The sequence below is a fragment of the Leptotrichia trevisanii DSM 22070 genome, from assembly GCF_000482505.1.
In the GTDB taxonomy this organism is placed as follows: domain Bacteria; phylum Fusobacteriota; class Fusobacteriia; order Fusobacteriales; family Leptotrichiaceae; genus Leptotrichia; species Leptotrichia trevisanii.
This window is the reverse complement of the sequence record NZ_AXVL01000024.1, coordinates 18,383-35,702: the sequence shown is the minus strand read 5'-3', so window position 1 is coordinate 35,702 and position 17,320 is coordinate 18,383. Positions and strand designations below refer to the sequence as shown.

17 protein-coding genes are annotated in these 17,320 nt (G+C 32.5%); 1 reads left to right on the top strand and 16 read right to left on the bottom strand.

What is annotated here, in order from left to right:
- Positions 1-4: 4 nt before the first annotated feature.
- Positions 5-373, bottom strand: coding sequence for a holo-ACP synthase (acpS, locus tag K324_RS0106465; protein ID WP_026748444.1), 369 nt, complete (start codon positions 371-373; stop codon positions 5-7).
- Positions 374-820: 447 nt separating this feature from the next.
- Between acpS and K324_RS15985 the strand changes: the two genes are divergently transcribed.
- On the top strand, positions 821-1,003 hold the full coding sequence (locus K324_RS15985) for a hypothetical protein (RefSeq protein WP_084533577.1): 183 nt from the start codon (positions 821-823) through the stop codon (positions 1,001-1,003).
- A gap of 195 nt (positions 1,004-1,198) precedes the next feature.
- On the opposite strand, the gene tyrS is transcribed toward K324_RS15985, so the two are convergent.
- The 15 genes from tyrS to mreB all read right to left on the bottom strand — a co-directional run bounded on the left by tyrS (position 1,199) and on the right by mreB (position 17,216).
- Positions 1,199-2,437 carry a tyrosine--tRNA ligase gene (gene tyrS / locus K324_RS0106460; RefSeq protein ID WP_026748443.1) on the bottom strand — a complete coding sequence of 413 codons (1,239 nt, stop codon included), beginning with the start codon at positions 2,435-2,437 and terminating at the stop codon, positions 1,199-1,201.
- A gap of 55 nt (positions 2,438-2,492) precedes the next feature.
- A complete protein-coding gene (locus K324_RS0106455; RefSeq protein ID WP_026748442.1) occupies positions 2,493-3,419 on the bottom strand; it encodes a phosphatidate cytidylyltransferase in 927 nt (308 codons plus the stop codon).
- Positions 3,409-4,227 carry a polyprenyl diphosphate synthase gene (gene uppS, locus K324_RS0106450; RefSeq protein ID WP_026748441.1) on the bottom strand — a complete coding sequence of 273 codons (819 nt, stop codon included), beginning with the start codon at positions 4,225-4,227 and terminating at the stop codon, positions 3,409-3,411. The genes K324_RS0106455 and uppS overlap by 11 nt, the downstream gene beginning before the upstream one ends.
- Before the next feature lie 152 nt (positions 4,228-4,379).
- Positions 4,380-6,608 carry a replication restart helicase PriA gene (gene priA, locus K324_RS0106445; RefSeq protein WP_026748440.1) on the bottom strand — a complete coding sequence of 743 codons (2,229 nt, stop codon included), beginning with the start codon at positions 6,606-6,608 and terminating at the stop codon, positions 4,380-4,382.
- Positions 6,609-6,656: 48 nt separating this feature from the next.
- The gene (locus K324_RS0106440) at positions 6,657-8,768 is read right to left on the bottom strand and encodes a penicillin-binding transpeptidase domain-containing protein (RefSeq protein WP_026748439.1); all 2,112 of its coding nucleotides are present in this window, start codon (positions 8,766-8,768) and stop codon (positions 6,657-6,659) included.
- Between the two features lie 22 nt (positions 8,769-8,790).
- The gene (gatB, locus tag K324_RS0106435) at positions 8,791-10,227 is read right to left on the bottom strand and encodes an Asp-tRNA(Asn)/Glu-tRNA(Gln) amidotransferase subunit GatB (RefSeq protein ID WP_026748438.1); all 1,437 of its coding nucleotides are present in this window, start codon (positions 10,225-10,227) and stop codon (positions 8,791-8,793) included.
- Between the two features lie 62 nt (positions 10,228-10,289).
- Positions 10,290-11,753, bottom strand: coding sequence for an Asp-tRNA(Asn)/Glu-tRNA(Gln) amidotransferase subunit GatA (gene gatA, locus K324_RS0106430; RefSeq protein ID WP_026748437.1), 1,464 nt, complete (start codon positions 11,751-11,753; stop codon positions 10,290-10,292).
- 21 nt (positions 11,754-11,774) lie between these two features.
- A complete protein-coding gene (locus K324_RS0106425; protein WP_026748436.1) occupies positions 11,775-12,521 on the bottom strand; it encodes a DUF4253 domain-containing protein in 747 nt (248 codons plus the stop codon).
- A gap of 20 nt (positions 12,522-12,541) precedes the next feature.
- A complete protein-coding gene (gene gatC, locus K324_RS0106420) occupies positions 12,542-12,841 on the bottom strand; it encodes an Asp-tRNA(Asn)/Glu-tRNA(Gln) amidotransferase subunit GatC (RefSeq protein WP_006805047.1) in 300 nt (99 codons plus the stop codon).
- A 69-nt stretch (positions 12,842-12,910) separates the two neighbouring features.
- On the bottom strand, positions 12,911-13,648 hold the full coding sequence (locus tag K324_RS0106415; protein ID WP_026748435.1) for a hypothetical protein: 738 nt from the start codon (positions 13,646-13,648) through the stop codon (positions 12,911-12,913).
- Positions 13,649-13,674: 26 nt separating this feature from the next.
- Complete coding sequence (locus tag K324_RS0106410) at positions 13,675-13,878, bottom strand: DpnD/PcfM family protein (RefSeq protein WP_026748434.1); 204 nt, start codon at positions 13,876-13,878, stop codon at positions 13,675-13,677.
- Positions 13,879-13,901: 23 nt separating this feature from the next.
- Entirely contained in the window at positions 13,902-14,567 is a 666-nt protein-coding gene (locus K324_RS0106405) for an HAD-IB family phosphatase (RefSeq protein ID WP_026748433.1), read from the bottom strand.
- A 24-nt stretch (positions 14,568-14,591) separates the two neighbouring features.
- Positions 14,592-15,278: a pseudouridine synthase gene (locus K324_RS0106400; protein WP_026748432.1), complete on the bottom strand. Its 687-nt coding sequence runs from the start codon at positions 15,276-15,278 to the stop codon at positions 14,592-14,594.
- A 138-nt stretch (positions 15,279-15,416) separates the two neighbouring features.
- Entirely contained in the window at positions 15,417-16,049 is a 633-nt protein-coding gene (scpB, locus tag K324_RS0106390) for an SMC-Scp complex subunit ScpB (protein WP_026748431.1), read from the bottom strand.
- Between the two features lie 120 nt (positions 16,050-16,169).
- A complete protein-coding gene (gene mreB, locus K324_RS0106385; RefSeq protein WP_036095264.1) occupies positions 16,170-17,216 on the bottom strand; it encodes a rod shape-determining protein in 1,047 nt (348 codons plus the stop codon).
- Positions 17,217-17,320 lie beyond the last annotated feature (104 nt).

Sequence of the window (17,320 nt, the reverse complement as noted above, 5' to 3'; positions counted from 1 at the left end):
TTTTTTATTTTTTATAAATAATTACCGTACTAACCGCATATTCTCTGCTATGTGAAATACTAATCTGTATTGTAAGCCCCTGTGCCTTCTCCTTTATCGCATTATAAAGCGTTACATAAGGTTTCCCCATCTCATCATTCAAAATCTCAATATCACTTAGCGAAAACCCATATACCCCAGTCCCAAACGCCTTGGAAACTGCTTCTTTTGCAGCAAATCTCCCTGCATAACTAGCATATGGATGTTTCTTTTTTTCAATATGCTCAATTTCTTTTTCCGTATAAACTTTCCTTTTAAAAAGGCTTGTCTGATTAATCGCTTTTTCAATTCGGGATATTTCAATAATATCTGTCCCAATACCGTATATTTCCATATTTCTCATCTTCCCTCATTTTCTATTTATTTAAAAACTAATTTTATGAATAATTATTTTTTTATTTATATAGCTATCTTTTTTTTTAATAAAATTATTTGTTATAATCAAATAAAAATGCTTAGACAAGCGGGGATTAGTGCATAGCACTTTCGCCAAAATCTTCAGATGTTATAATTTGAAGAAATTGAAACAACTAATATTGCGAAATAAAAGGGCATGGCGACTATTCCCCTTTGCTTTGTAAAAAAAGAAAAAATATAAAAATAAAAGAATTAACTATTAATAACAAAAAATTTATGTTTTGCTATTGTTAGATTATACTACAAATTTTTAAAAATACAAAATTTGTATAATTTTAGTAGTTCAATTTTAAATGAGTTTACATATATTTTTTTCATTTTTCAAACATAGTCTAGCATAAATAATCCGTCGGAGCATTTTTCTGTGCTGGCAAAACTGTTTGAGCATAGCGAGTTTTTTGTCAGTGCAGTAAAATGTCGTAGACTAGCCATAGGTTATTGCGTAGCAATCTTGCCAAATATTTTGATTATCAGGATAAACCTTTACTGCAAGATAAGGTTTTGCGGCAATGAGCAATCCTACGAAAATAAAAAAGAAAAAACATAGTAATATGAAAAAATATTTATTAATCAAAATATCTAAAAAATAATTTAATTGAATAATTACGAATTTGCTATTAAACAACCTTATTATAAAAATTTATTCCTATTTCTAAACGGGATTTAGTATTAATATTTATTAAAAAAAAACTCTACATAAGAAAAATAATTCCTAAATAGAGATTTTTTATTTTAAAATTTACTATTTCACTTTCACAATTTTCTTTTTCCCAGCCCTAATAATCATTCCTCTTTCGACATTTACATTTGCCTTAATATCTTTTATCGCCTCGTCATTTATTTTGAATCCACCTTGTGAAATTAGCCTTCTTGCTTCACTTGTTCCTCCAAGCAATTTTGCTTCTTTTACAAGCAAGTCAATTACATTAATTTCTCCATAAGGAACTTCCACTTCTGGCAAATCTACGTCAAGATTTCTTTTACTAAATACATTTTCAAACCAGCCTCTTGCTTCCTTAGCTGCTTCTTCACCGTAATAAATTTTTACAACTTCTGCTCCTAATTGCTTTTTTGCTTCCATTGGATGTAAACTTCCATCTGCGATTTGAGCTTTGATTTCTTCAATTTTCTCAAAAGGAACATCTGTTATCATTGTATAATAATTTTCCATTAGTTCATCTGAAATTGACATAACTTTACCAAACATATCATTAGGAGTGTCTTTTACACCAATGTAGTTTCCAAGTGATTTAGACATCTTTTCCACTCCGTCAAGCCCTACTAGAATTGGCATTATCATACAGACTTGCTGCTCCTGTCCAAAATTTTTCTGTAAATCTCTTCCTCTTAGCAAATTAAATTTTTGTTCTGTTGCTCCCAATTCCACATCAGCCTTCAGTTCAACCGAATCATATCCTTGTAAAATTGGATACATAAACTCGATTAACGAAACTGGTTTGTTTTCAGCCAGTCTTTTTGAAAAATCCTCTCTAGAAATCATTTGCGACACAGTAAACTGCGATAGTAAATTTAAAGCATCCGAAAGCGATAATTTTTCCAGCCAGTCAGCATTATAGACAACTTTTATTTTATCCAAGTCCAATATCAATTTTACTTGTTCCAAGTATGTTTTGATATTCTCACTTACTTGCTCCTCCGACAACATCTTCCTAGTTTCAGATTTTCCTGTCGGATCCCCAATTCTCCCTGTAAAAGTTCCAATCAAAAACAGCACTTCATGCCCCAAATCTTGAAACTGCTTCAATTTTCTCAAAGGTACAGCATGTCCCAAATGCAGCTCCGAACCTGTCGGATCTATCCCCAATTTAACCCGTAGCGGAGTATTAGTTGAAATTGATTTTTCCAACTTTTTCTTAAATTCATTCTCATTAATTATTTCATCACACCCACGGCTCAAAATATTAAATTGTCTTTCCACTTCATTTTTTACTTCTGTTTCATTATTTCTATCTATGCTCATTTTTATTTTTTCTCCTTCTTCTGTTTTATTTTTTTATCTATTCAATAACTTGATTTTATAAATATGCTACGTATTTCATAAAATAATACACAATTGGTAATACAAATAATGCACTGTCAAATCTATCCAAAAATCCACCGTGTCCCAAAAGCAAATTCCCAGAATCCTTTACTCCCAGTTCTCTTTTTATTTTTGATTCCACCAGATCTCCCAGTTCGGCAAAGATTCCTATTGCAAGTGCAAGAATAAAGGCTTTTAAGCCGCCAATGGCAACGTAATCGTAATTTACAGAACAGCTTTTTGAGAGAAATGAGATTCCGCATACAAAATTTGCTATAAATAAATATATTTTGTCAAATGATAAAATTACTAAAAATACTCCCAAAATCCCTGCTATTGCACCTTCAATTGATTTTTTCGGGCTGATTTTCGGTGCGAGCCTGTGTTTGAATATTTTTCCGCCGATGGCCATTCCAACAAGGTAGGCAGAAATATCGCATGCCCAGATTAGCATAAATGTCATTACAACTAGAATATTCCCATTTAAAAATTCATATTTTATCAATAAAATGTGTGAAAATAAATATGACACATAAATAATTCCAAACAACGTATAGGAAATTTCTGCCATTGCATTTTGAATTTTCACCTTTAAAACCTGCCTTAGAGACAGAAGAATTATTGCAAATACGATAAATCCGCCCATATCAAAGTTAATCTGCTTGAAAAGGGCAAATTTGAAATATGAAAAAATATTTTTTGAATTTTCCTGAAAATATATTGCAACTGGCAAAAACAGCCCAAGCCCCATTCCAATTCTGCTCGCCACCTCAAAGCCTCTATCCTTTAACATTTTATAAAATTCAAACAGTGACATTCCAGTTATTACAAGCGTAAATACTAGAAACATCACATTCCCCTTTAAAAATATCCATAAAAGGAAAGGTACAAATAACAAAATAATAAATAATCTACTTAACATTCAGTCCTCCGTATCTTCTATCCCTTTTATTAAAGGATAAAATCGCTTTATCTAATTCTTTTTCATCAAAGTCAGGCCAGTAAACATCTGTTATGTAAAACTCCGAATAGGCAATTTCCCAAAGCAGAAAATTACTTATCCTAAACTCGCCACTTGTTCTAATCACAAGCTCTGGATCTGGAACTTCTGGACGGTACATGAATTTGGAAAACTCTTCTTCCGTAATTTTCATATTTTCCAAACTTTCCTTCTTATCTACAAACCCATTTACCACTTTTTCCGTAACATTCAGCCCGTTATTTTCATTATCAAACTGCCCTTCTGCTGTTCTGCCTGATTTGTCCATAAACTTAGTCTGCAAAACCTTGTTCACGGCATCAACAATTTCTCGGCGCCCGCCATAATTAAATGCTATATTAAAAATAATCTTATCACAATCTGCCAGATAATTTTCAGTTTCTTCAATTTTCTTTAATAATTTTTGTGAAATATTTTCCTTTGCCCCTGTAACAAGCAATCTAACGCCTTGTTTTTTCAAATTTTTCTTCTCTTTATCCAAATACTTTGCAAACAAGTCCATCAGTCCATTTACTTCCTTTTTAGGCCTCTTCCAATTTTCAGTCGAAAACGCATACACAGTCAAGTATTTCACGCCAATACTCCCAGTATATTTCAATATCTTTTCAAGACTGTTAGCCCCAGCCCTATGCCCTTCCAGCCGAATCTTTCCACGCTCCTTAGCCCAACGTCCATTTCCATCCATAATAATAGCAATGTGCTTAGGAATCACCAATTCATCTCTATCCATATTATCCCTTTCAAGAATAAAAATATTATTGCTTTAATTATAACAGTCAAATCATTATTTTTCAAGGTGTTTGTAAAATTATTACATAAAAAAGAAGCAGAATCCCAAAAATTCCACCTCCAAGTATACTAAACCTTTTTAAAAACAAAAAATCACATCATATTTACAGGATCTACATCAATCGTAACCCTAACTTTTTTTTCTCTTTCCCGAAATTTGCCCACACATTTTTTTATAATTTTTTTGATTTTCAAGATATTTTCTCTTTCAAATTTAAAAAATATCTGGTATCGGTATCTTCCGTTTATTTTGTAAATCGGAGATTTGAAAGCATCTGAAATAAAATCATTTTGAGTTAAATTCATAGCTGCATTTACATTTCTTATAATTTCTTCACGTAAAATTTTAGCTTTTTCTGTTACCAGATTTTCCTCCGTTGCCGAAATTACCAAAATTACAATTCGTCCAAAAGGCGGATAATTCAACATTTTTCGCATAATCATCTCATTTTTGTAGTATCCTTCATAATCACTTTCAATTGTTTTTTTTATTACATCATTTTCGCCATTAAAAGTCTGAATAATCACTTCGCCATCCTTTTCTCCACGTCCTGCACGCCCTGAAGCCTGTGTCAGCAACTGAAAAGTCTTTTCTGAGGCCCGAAAGTCTGGAAAATTTAAGATTATATCAGCATTAATTATTCCAACTAATGTTACGTTTGAAAAATGCAGTCCCTTTGCGATAATCTGTGTTCCGAGCATTATGTCATATTTGTGATTTTTAAAATCATTGTAGGCTTTTTCATAATTTTGCTTTGTCTTTATGCTTTCAGAGTCCACTCTCACTATTCTTGCCGATGGAAACGCCGCCGCCAGTTCTTCCTCAATTTTTTCAGTTCCAGCCCCAATTTGTCTCATTTTATGTCCGCCACATTCATCACACGTGTTGTCAAAACGTTTTTCATAGCCGCAGTAATGGCATTTGAGGCGATTGTCATATTTGTAGTAGTTTAAGGAAATGCTACAATTAGGACAAGTTGGAATATTTCCACAATCCTTGCATTTCAGCAAGTTTGAAAATGCCTTTCTATTCAAAATCAAGATAACCTGCTCATTTTTTTGCAATGTCTGCGAAATCTTATCCAGCAGTTCTTCCGAAAAATTTTCTGTTGTTTCATTCAAATCCACAATTTCAAATTTTGGCAACTTCGCATTTTTGTACCGTTTCGTAAGCTCAATTAATTCAATATCTCCCTGCTGTGCCTGATAATACGTTTCAAAAGACGGTGTTGCCGAGCCTAGAATCACTTTTATCTTTTCACTTTTTACAATTTCAGCTTCTTCCAAATTATCGTTTTGCAAAAATGCCCTTTTTATCGCCACATTTTTTACGTGATAACGTGGGTTATTCTCCTGCTTATACGTATTTTCATGCTCCTCATCCACAATAATATATTTCAAGTTCTGAACAGGTGCAAAAACCGCCGATCTTGCTCCAATCACAATTTTTTTTTCGCCATTTCGTATGAAAGTCCACTCTTCCCTCTTTTCCTTGTCCATAAGTTTACTATGAAGAATAGCCACTTCATTGTGAAATTCCTCCTCAAGCCTTTGTATCATCTGAACTGTAAGCGAAATTTCAGGCACTAGAAAGATACTCCCAAACCCTTGTTTCAAGGCTTCCTTTATCAAATTAATATAAATTTCCGTCTTCCCTGAGCCAGTTATCCCTTTTAACAGAAAAATCTGTTTTTCACTATTTTTTATCGTATCCACAGCCTTCTGCTGTTCAGCATTCAAAACAATTTCCTTTTCTACAATTTCACTTTTTTCCTTTTCCTTTTTTGAAATTTTAGAATTTAAAATCACTCTCTTTTCAATGGAAATAACCTTTTCATTTACAGCTTTTTCCACAATTTCGCTGGAAAAATTCTTTTTCAAAGTTGCAACGGTAACTTCATGACGTTTTTTCATATATTCATTAAATTTTTTTATTTCCTCAATTTTGCCCATTTCCAAAGTTTCATTATTTTCTGAAAATTCCCTTTGGAAAATGGCTTTTTTGGAATAATTTAACTTCAATGCTCCTGGATAAACTGCTTTTATTACGTTGTAATAATCACTTATGTAATAATTTTTTATCCACCTTATAAGCTGCATAATATCATTTGGAATAGACAAAACTGGGGCAACATCCTTAATTTTTTTCACTTTTGAAATATCAAACTGAATCTGATTTTCATTGACTGTCGCTACAATAAGCCCCATTTTATCCTTATTTATAAAATTAACAATGCACCATTGCCCAATTTCATACTTCTCTTCCGATTTATACGTGTATATCCCCTGATTATTCTCCACATAAATTTCATAATAATACATTTTTACCCCTTAAAATTCCTCCCTCAATTAATTTATTAAAAAATATTCTTATTCCAGCATTATCTGTATCTTCGTCTGTCTATCCAATTTAGTCCCTTTTTCAGGAAACTGCGACACAACTGCCCCGCTTCCAGTAATTTCATATTGAGCAAACTTCCCTTGCGGATAAATTGACAAAAACTCTCTCAGACTAATTCCAGTTAAATCAGGCATAATATTTTTCTCAAAATCCTGCTTTATCTTCCCTAAATCCTTTTTCTTTTCCTGCTGCACAAACCCAATAATGTTCTTATCAGGAGTTTTAACCTTTCCATTTGGCTGTATTCTCTTATACTCAATTAATTTTTCCAATACTCTTCTTACTGATGGCAAGGCAACTTCTGCTCCATAATATTTTCCACCTTTAGGTTCACTGATAGTTATCAATATAGCGTATTTAGGCTTATCTGCTGGAAAAAATGCAAAAAATGAACTGACATGGCTATTTTTATATCCTTCCTTTCCCGCTTTCTGAGCAGTTCCTGTTTTCCCACCAACACGGTAGCCTGGTATATATGCCCCTCCACCAGTTCCACGATTTACACTTGCTTCCATATACTTTCTATTTAATCTTGAGGCTTCATCACTAAATACTTTTTTTATCATATCGGGCTTATTCTGTTTCACTATATTCCCTTTGGTGTCTTCTATCCTGTCTACCAGATAAGGTTTCATTAACTTACCATTGTTAATGACTGTATTTAATGCCATTATCATTTGAATCTGTGTTACTGCAATCCCCTGTCCAAAAGCTATATTAGCCCTTCTTACTTCATCCTTCAAAGTTTTAAACTCACGAAGTTTCTGCATTGATTCAAAATACGTATCTATGTCTGTTTTTCCGCCTAATCCAACATCTACTAAATAACGGTAAAAAGTATTTTTATTAATATCATTCTGTATTTTTACCATCGCTACATTTCCAGAATGTGCAACTATATCTGCCAAACCTAAAGTCCCAATTGTTGAACTGTCATGATCCCTTACTATTGTATCGTATACTTTTATTGAACCTGCTGAATATATTTTTGTATTTTCATTAATTGTTTTTGAATCCAGCCCTATTGCAACTGTTATAGGCTTAAATATTGATCCTGGCTCAAAAAAATCAGTGATTGTCCTATTTTTTATAGTCGCCTTGTCTTCCGCCTTTGGATACGACGACATTGCCAGTATCTTTCCAGTTTCCACTTCTATCATAATTCCCATTGCTGCACTCGCATTATTATCTACAAACGCCTTTTGAAGTTCCTCATCAAGATTATACTGCATAACACTGTCAAGTGTAAGTACAAGATTATTTCCTTCAACAGCTGTTTTTGCTTCATTTTTATTTTTCACTTTTACAATTTCCAAAAATGGCTTTGGTATTCTAAGCCGTGGCTCAACTCCCATTTCTCCTGCAAGCTGTTTATCATAATATTTTTCAATCCCGTAAACACCTTTATTTTCATTATTTACAAACCCAAGTGTTTCCTGAAAAGCATCATTTTGCACATAATTTCTTGTAAAAACCGTTTCAAAGACTATCCCTTTAAACCGTCTTTTATATTTTTCCTTTTTACGCTTTATTGCCTCATTTTTATCATTGTCAATTTCTGATTCTATTTCGATTTTTGTCCTGTAGGAAATCTTATTTTCTATTTTTAAATACTGTCTGCCAGCCTTCTTTTTTTCCAGATATTCAAGTTTATATTTTTGAATATCCAAGGACTCGATATATCTTTTTAACATTTCCAGCAGTGTATCAATATTTTCCTCATCAATCAAAGTCGGATCAAGTATAACAAAATAGTCCTCATTGTCATATGCCAGAACTTGCCCGTCGCTCGTGGAGATTTTACCTCTTTTAGCCTTTTTATAGGTTTTGTAGGAATACTTTTTTTCTGAATCTTCTCTTATCTTCTGCCCACCTTTTGTCTGTAAATAGTAAACCCTTCCAATTAACGCTGCAAATCCTATAACTGTAAAAAGAAATATCAATACAAACCGTCCATTAAATGTGTTAAAATATTTAAACAGCTTTTTAAAAATTTTTTGTAACTTCTGCTTTTTTCTATTTTCTTCCATATTTGACTTTGCTCTGTCAATAATACTACTTTTTTTCTTACCCTTTTTCATTTCTCTCCTAATTTAACCAATATTAACCTTCAAGTCTTGCTAAAATCATTTCATTAATCATTTGCGGATTGGCCTTACCTTTAGAAAGCCTCATTGACTGTCCCATAAGATATTTTAGTGCATTGCTTTTTCCAGCCTTGTAATCTTCCACAGACTGAGGATTTTCAGCCAGTACCTGCTCTACAATCTTTTCAATTTCGCTGTTATCTGTAATTTGCACAAGCCCTTTTTCCTTTACGATAATTTCAGGATCTTTATTTTCTGAAAGCAATATTTCAAACACATCTTTTGCAATTTTTGAACTAATCGTATTAGCTTTTATCAATTTAATTAATTTTCCAATATTTTCAGGCTCAACAGAAAATTCCTCAATAGAAATATTTTTTTCCTTCAATACACGTAAAATTTCTGTCAATACCCAGTTTGCCGCAAGTCTTGCATCATCTGAAACTTTTACAACTTGCTCATAATATTCAGCCAGTTCCTGCTCTGATGAAAGAGTAGCCGCTTCCATTTCATTCAATTTATACTCATTAATAAATCTTTTTGCCTTCTCATCTGCAAATTCAGGCATTTCATCCTTTACATTTGAAAGTCTTGATTCAGTAATGATAATCGCTGGCAAGTCAGGCTCTGGAAAATATCTGTAATCCATTGCTTCCTCTTTACTTCTCATCGGCTTTGTAACTGCATTTTCCTCATCCCAGAGTCTTGTTTCCTGAACTACACGCCCTCCACTTTCAAGCACTTCAATTTGTCTGTTTGTTTCATACTCAATCGCCTTCACAACCGCCTTAAATGAGTTTAAGTTCTTAGTTTCCGTTCTAGTCCCAAGTTTTGTTTCACCCTTTTTTCTAACAGAAACATTAGCATCGCATCTAAGTGATCCAAGTTCCATACTTACATCACTGACTTTCGTATATTTCAGCCTATCCTTCAATGTATTCAAATAAGCATACGCTTCCTCGGCATTTTTTATCTCAGGCTTTGAAATAATCTCAATTAACGGCACAGAGGCTCTGTTATAATTCAGTAAAGTTTCAGAAGCCGTATGAATACTTTTCGCCGTATCTTCCTCAATCTGTATTCTCTCAATCCCGACACTTGCCTCTTTTCCACTATTTGTCGTAATTTCCAAAACTCCATTTTCAGCATAAGGCTTAAAAAACTGTGTAATCTGATAATTTTTTGGCGAATCAGGATAAAAATAATTTTTTCTATCAAAATAACTCTCCCTGTTTATCTCACACCCAAGTGCAAGTGCCGCCTTTATCGCATAATCCAATACTTTCTCATTCAACTTCGGCAAAGCCCCTGGCTGCCCTGTACAAATAGGACATACCGCAGTATTAGGCTCTTTATTATCATAATCCGCATCACAAGAACACCATACTTTCGTATTCGTTTTCAATTGACAATGCACTTCCAGTCCGATGACTGTTTCATATTCCATACTCATTTTTTATTTATTCCCTTTCTTTCATAAAATTTATTTTATCAAAATTCCTTTTCAAGATTTTTTTACAACTCAGGATATTCTATCTCTCCACGTTCCTTCTCAAATTTATTCGTCACATTGAACAGCAAATCTTCTCTAAAGTAATTTCCAATCAGCTGTATTCCCACAGGAAGTCCATTTATAAAACCACCTGGTACCGAAATTGCAGGCAATCCAGCCATATTTATTGATACAGTAAAAATATCTCCCAAATACATCTGAACTGGATCAGTAACTTTTTCACCTTTTTTAAACGCTGTTGTTGGAGAAACTGGTGTCAAAATTAAATCAACTTCTGAAAGAACTCGCAAAAAATCATCTCTTATTAATCTTCTAACTTGTGAAGCCTTTTTATAATAAGCATCATAAAATCCAGAACTTAACACGTAATTTCCAATCATAATTCTACGTTTTACTTCATCTCCAAAACCTTCTGTTCGTGATTTTACATACATTTCTTCAATATTTTCATCACTTTTTCTAACTCCATATCTCACTCCGTCATATCTTGACAAGTTTGAAGCTGCTTCAGCTGATGAAATTATATAATAAGTGGAAATTGCGTATTTTGTGTAAGGCAACGATACTTCCTTCACTTCCGCTCCAAGTTTTTTCAATGTTTCCACAGTTTTATCCACAACTTCCTTTATCGACTTATCCAGTTCATCTGAAAAATATTCTTTTGGAAGCCCAATTTTTAATCCTTTTATATCTTTTTCAAGCAAAGATACATAATCTGGCACTTCCACATCTGCAGTTGTCGGATCATTTTCATCATATCCAGAAATTATCTGCATAACTCTTGCTAAATCTTGCGAACTTTTTGCCAAAGCCCCAATCTGATCCAGCGAAGAACCAAATGCCATAAGCCCATATCTCGAAACTCTTCCATAAGTTGGCTTTATTCCCACAGTTCCAGTCAAGCTCGCAGGCTGTCTAATACTTCCCCCTGTATCTGTTCCCAAAGCCACAGGCACTTCACCAGCCGCAACCGCAGCAGCCGATCCCCCACTGCTTCCTCCTGGCACTCTTGCCAAATCCCAAGGGTTAGAAACTGATTTTATCGAAGAATTTTCATTTGAAGACCCCATCGCAAATTCATCCATATTAGCCTTCCCAACCAGCACTACTCCAGCTTCCTTCAACTTTTTCACAACAGTTGCATCATAAACTCCCACATAATTTTTCAAAATTTGCGAAGCCGCCGTTGTCAAATCCCCTTTTGAAACAATATTATCCTTCAACGCCACAGGCACTCCAAAAAGTCCTGTATTTTCATAATTTTTTCTTCCTTCTTCATTATTTTCTTCATCAATTTTTCGAGCCTGTTCCAATGCCTTCTCCTCAAAAATATTAGAAAAAGCCCCAACCCTATCTTCAACTGTTTTTATTCTATCTAAAAAATTTCTTGTAACTTCTTCTGAGGTAATCTCTTTATTTTTTATCATTTCAGCCAGTTCACTAGCCGTTTTTTTGTATAAATTCATTTTTTTCACCTTTCTTTTTTTCTAATCCCACCAAAAATACCAATTTTTAGCTTTGTATAACTCTTTTGAAAGTTCCTCCAATCCATCATAAATTTGAAAAACTAAATCCCCACTAACTAAAAACTGCTCTATTGCTAATTCTTCAGCCTCTTTTTGTTTTTTTGGGAATTTCTCCAAATAAAATTCCATTTCAGAACCAGTTATCGCAACAATTCGTGCATCATATTTTTCATACCAATATTTACTGATAACTATGATTTCTTCTGGCAAAGGACATTCATTAAAACCACCAAATAAAAACCATCCTGGAATTTCATAAACTTTATCTGCTGGAACTTTAAATAATCCTACATTTTCCCTTATTTTTCCAGTTTCTATGTCAAATATTGAATTTAAATATAAAGTTTTATCTTCATTGAAATTTTTAAAATAATCTAAGTAATCGTTGTCATCAGAAAATTCATATTCCTCATCCAGATACTCATTTTCTATATACTCCTGTTTTCTTTCTTTAAACCACTGAGCACAGTCTACTTTTTTATAATTTTCTAAAATTTCATCTCTTGTTCTTTTGTATTCCTCAAATTCAGGAAATTCTTCATTGAAATAATCTTTTACCTCAACAAAAACAGGGATAAAACCTTCTTTTTTACCTTCTTCCAATAGCTCAAAATATCTTTTTACAACTTCTGTTATTCCACTATCTTCATTAACTTTTTCATAATCACATTTTATTTTATCTGCAAATAAATCTACATTTCCCAACATTTTTCTCTCCTTAAAAGAATCTAATTATCCGCATTTTCTCCAACAACTTTTGGTACAATTATAAATTCCTCGTCCTTATTCGGCGAATTTTCTAAAATTTCCTTCTTAATTCCAGCATCCCTAACTTTATCTTCTCTCAATTTATCTTTTAAGTCCAGCACATTAAAAAGCGGCTCCACATCAGTAGTATCAACCCCATTCAACTCTTCCATATGCTCAAATATTTTATTCAAATCCACCCTAAATTTTTCAATTTCACTTTCTGAAAATTCCAATTTAGAAAGTGCTGCTATTTTTAAAACATCTTCTTTGCTTAACATTTTTCCTCCATTCCCAATTATCTTTATTTTTTATAACCTAATTTTTCAATTCCAGTTAGCTTCCACACTTTATAAAAGAGTATTGAATGATAACCTTTCAATCGTTTGTTCATATTGTTTAACTAATTCTTCATAATCTAAAAATTTAACTCTGGCTTTTAGTTCATTAAATGCTGTATATCCTATCTTATTTTCAAATTCTTTTTTCCGACGTTTATCTGCTACAATAATCATTCTGGTATAAAAATCTTGTAAATCATAAAATTTCAACAATGAATTTTGTATATCGGTAGAATGCTCAACTTCAAAAAAAGAATGTGGCATTTTTCTTTCATTAAACCATATAACGTCAATCGTCGAACTTCTTTTTACCAATTCTTTATACGTAAACATTGGAATTTCATTAAGTGAAGATATTTCACTTAATTTTTTATCAATAAATTTTTTATTCTTATCTTGATTCGGTATAAATGTTTTCAAATTTTTTAAATTTCCCATATTTACAAGTAATCCTTGATAATATGAATGGTTAAAGTTTTTTATTTCTTCAGAATTTTTATTTTTTTCATCTTCTTGAATTATTCCTTTTAACTCATTTTCTTTTCTAAATTGCTCTAATCCATAAAGTCCTGGTTTTATTTTATAAATTTCTTTTCTTTGCTGAACTATTCTCCGAATACTTGCAAATGGTATTTTAGTTTTCCATTCACACTCTTTAATTTTAAAAACTTCGTGGTTTAATTCTCCTAAAGTGGCAACTCCACCTAATCTTTCAATTGTCAAAATAACAGCTTCATATTGTTTCATTCCAAACTCCAAAAATCTTATATAATTTAAAATTCAATCCATTCTATACTTTCTTTTCTGTCAACTGTTTCTCCAGACATAAGTTTATATGAAACATTTCCTGGTTCAAGTACAAATTCTCCACTATAATATTTTTTCTCTGCAATATTAAATGCTTCTTCGATATTTTCTGCTTCAACTTCAAATTCTTCTGAAACATGTTCTTCTATTATTATTTTAAATTTTTTCATTTTAAAAGCACTCTTTTCTTAAATTAAAATTTCTTATTATTTTCTACCCACTTCAAAATCTCGTCAAAATCCCCAAATTCAAAAAACTCAATTCCATTCTCTTCACAAAACTTAACTGCCCTAGTCCCTTTTCTCACAAAAGCAAAATCAGCCACTTCCAATGCCTTGTAATCAGAGGGCCCATCGCCTACAAAATAAGTTGTGTAGCCCTGCTTCTGATAACTTTCCACAGCTTCTTTCTTGTCAACGCCGTAATAGCCTTCCTTGTCTAAAAATGGATTTTCTACAGTAATTTCATTTTTATCAGTTCCACTAAATTTTAAATCATTCGAGATAACTTCGCTGTCTGGCAAGTTTATTCCATATTTTGACAGAGTTCCCTGCACATTCAGCCTTGCACCTGCACTCACAATTTTAAATTTAATTCCACTTTTTGCAAAATTTATAAAAGTTTCGTCGATTGGCACATTTTTCTGCAAAGTCTTAATATACTGCTCTTTTGTTATATTTAGGGAACCTAGCCCATTTTTTATAAATTCTCTTATGGAAAACTCTCCGGCTCTGTATCTTTTTCGCAGTTCTTTTTTAAATTCAGGCTGGTGTGCTTCAAGTAAGACGTCTGTTGAGTCCTTTTTGCTGATTGTTATGTCAAAATCTATTAAAAATATTGATTTTTTATTACTTTCCAATTTTTTCCCTCCTGCCAGAAAATTTTATAAATTTTTCAGATATTTGATTTCATCTTCATTCAAGGCACGATATTCTCCCACTTGCAAATGTCCAAGCGTAAGTTCTCCCACTTTAATCCGTTTCAATGAATTAACCGTGTATCCCAATGTTTCCAGCATTTTTCTTATCTGTCTGTTTCTTCCCTCAAAAATCGCAATTCTAAGTTCCTTTTTGTCAATTTTCTTAACTTTCGCAGGTGCAGTCCTTTTTCCATCAATCACAACTCCATACTGCAGTGCTTCAATATCCTTATCTTCAAGTTCACGGCTCACTTTTGCAATGTAGCTTTTGTATAATTTTTTTCGTGGGTGCATTACGTGATTGTATATATCCCCATCATTACTGATTATGATTAACCCTTCCGTCATAAAGTCCAGCCTTCCGTAAGTAAAAAGTCTGGCACGTGATTTTATAAAGTCCACTGCAAGTTTACGCCCGAATTTGTCCTCATTTGAACAAAGCACTCTTTTTGGCTTATTCAGAATATAATATTCGTATCTTGTGTTAAGTCTTACTCTTTCTCCGTCAATTCTGACAACATCCTCAGGCTTCACATCCATCCCGATAATTGCTTCATGCTTATTTACTGTAACTCTTCCTTCATTTATTAGATCATCAGCCTTCCTACGTGAACAAAATCCCGTTTCAGCTATAAATTTATTTAATCTCATTCTATTTACCTCATATCTTTATTTTTTAATTTTTATTTCAGATTTATTCATTTAACTACTTTTTTTATTTGTTTTTATTCTAACGAAATTTTGCTTAATAACTCTTTATCAAAAGAACCATTACAATTAAATCCAAATTTACTCTTCATTTTCTGCATTCTCATCTTCCTTATAAAGCATCTCAATTTTCTGAAACTGCTCACTTCCCGGCAATTCCTGTTTCCCATGAATATTCAGATAACTGTAAAAATCATCTGTCACTTCGTATAAATTCGGTGTTCCAGCCGTCTTTTTCCGTCCAGAAATATAAATTAGTTTTCTTTCCAGCAGGTTTGACATGGTTGTATCCACACCGACACTTCGGATTTGCTCTATTTCAGCTTTTGTTATAGGCCCTTTGTATGCAATGATTGCCAATGTTTCCATTGCTGAACGGGATAGTTTCTTTAATTTCATTTCTGGATTAAAAAATTTTTTTACATCAAAACCAAAAAGCGGGTTTGACACTAGACATGCAATTCCATTTTCAATTTTTAAATTTATTCCAGTATTTTTTCGTTTTTCCCTCAAATTATTCAATATTTCTTCCATCTCAAAATTTTCCATATTATAAAACTGAGCCAGTTCCTTAACTGTTATCATTTCTTTAGATAAAAAAATTATTGCTTCAACTTTTTCTTCAATATCAGCAATCTTATTTTCATTTTGAGTTTGAATTACCTCTTCAATTTTTTCTTTTTCCTCAAGTTCTTTATTTTCAAAATTTTCCATATTCTACCATTTATCTTTATTATTTTATTTTTATTAATAAATTTGTTATTTTGCGTTAATAGGGGAATTCTCCTTTACCTGTAACTTCAGAAAATTCCCCTAAATTTCTATATTATTCAATTAATATTCATACATTGGTGAAATAATGACATTTTTATATTTCTTAAAATCTGTCAAGACTTCTGCAATTCCTGTCACTACAGCATGAATCGCATCATCTCCAACTGTAACCTGTAATGATAGCTCTTCTTCTATTCTCTCTTTCAAGATTCTTATTCCAGCTCCACCACCAGATAGGAAAATTCCTGTTTCATAAATATCTGCTGCTACTTCAGGCTCAATTTCCTCTATTGTAAGTCTTACTTCATCAATAATCGCATCAATATGTCTTCTTATCGCTCCATCAATTTCAGATGCTTTTATTTTCAGACTTTTTGGTAATCCAACACCTAATTCACGCCCTCTGATTTCATACTCATAATCAGGATCATCCTGACTTATCGTATTCATTTTTAATTCTTCCGCTGTTCTCTCACCAATTAACAGATTATGTGCATCCTTTACATATTCCATAATATCTTCATTCAAATGATCTCCAGCAATTTTAATTGATTTTGACAATGCCGCCCCACCAGATACAATAAATGCAATTTCCGTAGTTCCTCCACCTATATCGACAATCAAATGCCCTTTCGGTTCAAATAAGTCAATTCCAACACCAATTGCAGCCGCTATCGGTTCTTCAATCAGGTAAACCTCTTTTGCCCCTGCATCTTTTACAACTTCAATTACAGCTCTTCTTTCCACTTGTGTAACTCCACTTGGAACACAGATTATAACTCTTGAACTTTGAAATTTATCTTTTTTTATTCTATGTAAAAATTCTTCAAGCATTCTTTCAGTAACTTCATAATTTGAAATTACCCCATTTTTTAATGGACGGATAATTTCAGTGTGCTTAGCTGTTCTTCCAATGATTTCCTTGGCTTTTTCACCAATATGTTCCAATTCTTCAGTTTTTTTATTGATTGCAACATAAGTTGGCTCATCTACCTGAATTCCTTCGCCTTTTACATACACGACTGTATTCGCCGTTCCCAAATCAATAGCTATATCCCGTGTAGCTTTTGGTGCTATGTTTGTCTTAAAAATATCAAAAAATTTCATCTATTCTATCTCCTTCATTTTATTTTTTACTTTAAAGTAGCTTTATTGAATTATTTTATTTTCATTATTAAATCTATTTTACCATTTTTTTCAAATATACTCAA

Excerpts from the sequence above, each read along its gene's own strand:
- acpS (WP_026748444.1), bottom strand. The coding sequence starts at position 373 with ATGGAAATATACGGTATTGGGACAGATATTATTGAAATATCCCGAATT.
- tyrS (WP_026748443.1), bottom strand. The coding sequence starts at position 2,437 with ATGAGCATAGATAGAAATAATGAAACAGAAGTAAAAAATGAAGTGGAA.
- K324_RS0106455 (WP_026748442.1), bottom strand. The coding sequence starts at position 3,419 with ATGTTAAGTAGATTATTTATTATTTTGTTATTTGTACCTTTCCTTTTA.
- uppS (WP_026748441.1), bottom strand. The coding sequence starts at position 4,227 with ATGGATAGAGATGAATTGGTGATTCCTAAGCACATTGCTATTATTATG.
- priA (WP_026748440.1), bottom strand. The coding sequence starts at position 6,608 with ATGTATTATTATGAAATTTATGTGGAGAATAATCAGGGGATATACACG.
- K324_RS0106440 (WP_026748439.1), bottom strand. The coding sequence starts at position 8,768 with ATGAAAAAGGGTAAGAAAAAAAGTAGTATTATTGACAGAGCAAAGTCA.
- gatB (WP_026748438.1), bottom strand. The coding sequence starts at position 10,227 with ATGAGTATGGAATATGAAACAGTCATCGGACTGGAAGTGCATTGTCAA.
- gatA (WP_026748437.1), bottom strand. The coding sequence starts at position 11,753 with ATGAATTTATACAAAAAAACGGCTAGTGAACTGGCTGAAATGATAAAA.
- K324_RS0106425 (WP_026748436.1), bottom strand. The coding sequence starts at position 12,521 with ATGTTGGGAAATGTAGATTTATTTGCAGATAAAATAAAATGTGATTAT.
- gatC (WP_006805047.1), bottom strand. The coding sequence starts at position 12,841 with ATGTTAAGCAAAGAAGATGTTTTAAAAATAGCAGCACTTTCTAAATTG.
- K324_RS0106415 (WP_026748435.1), bottom strand. The coding sequence starts at position 13,648 with ATGAAACAATATGAAGCTGTTATTTTGACAATTGAAAGATTAGGTGGA.
- K324_RS0106410 (WP_026748434.1), bottom strand. The coding sequence starts at position 13,878 with ATGAAAAAATTTAAAATAATAATAGAAGAACATGTTTCAGAAGAATTT.
- K324_RS0106400 (WP_026748432.1), bottom strand. The coding sequence starts at position 15,278 with ATGAGATTAAATAAATTTATAGCTGAAACGGGATTTTGTTCACGTAGG.
- scpB (WP_026748431.1), bottom strand. The coding sequence starts at position 16,049 with ATGGAAAATTTTGAAAATAAAGAACTTGAGGAAAAAGAAAAAATTGAA.
- mreB (WP_036095264.1), bottom strand. The coding sequence starts at position 17,216 with ATGAAATTTTTTGATATTTTTAAGACAAACATAGCACCAAAAGCTACA.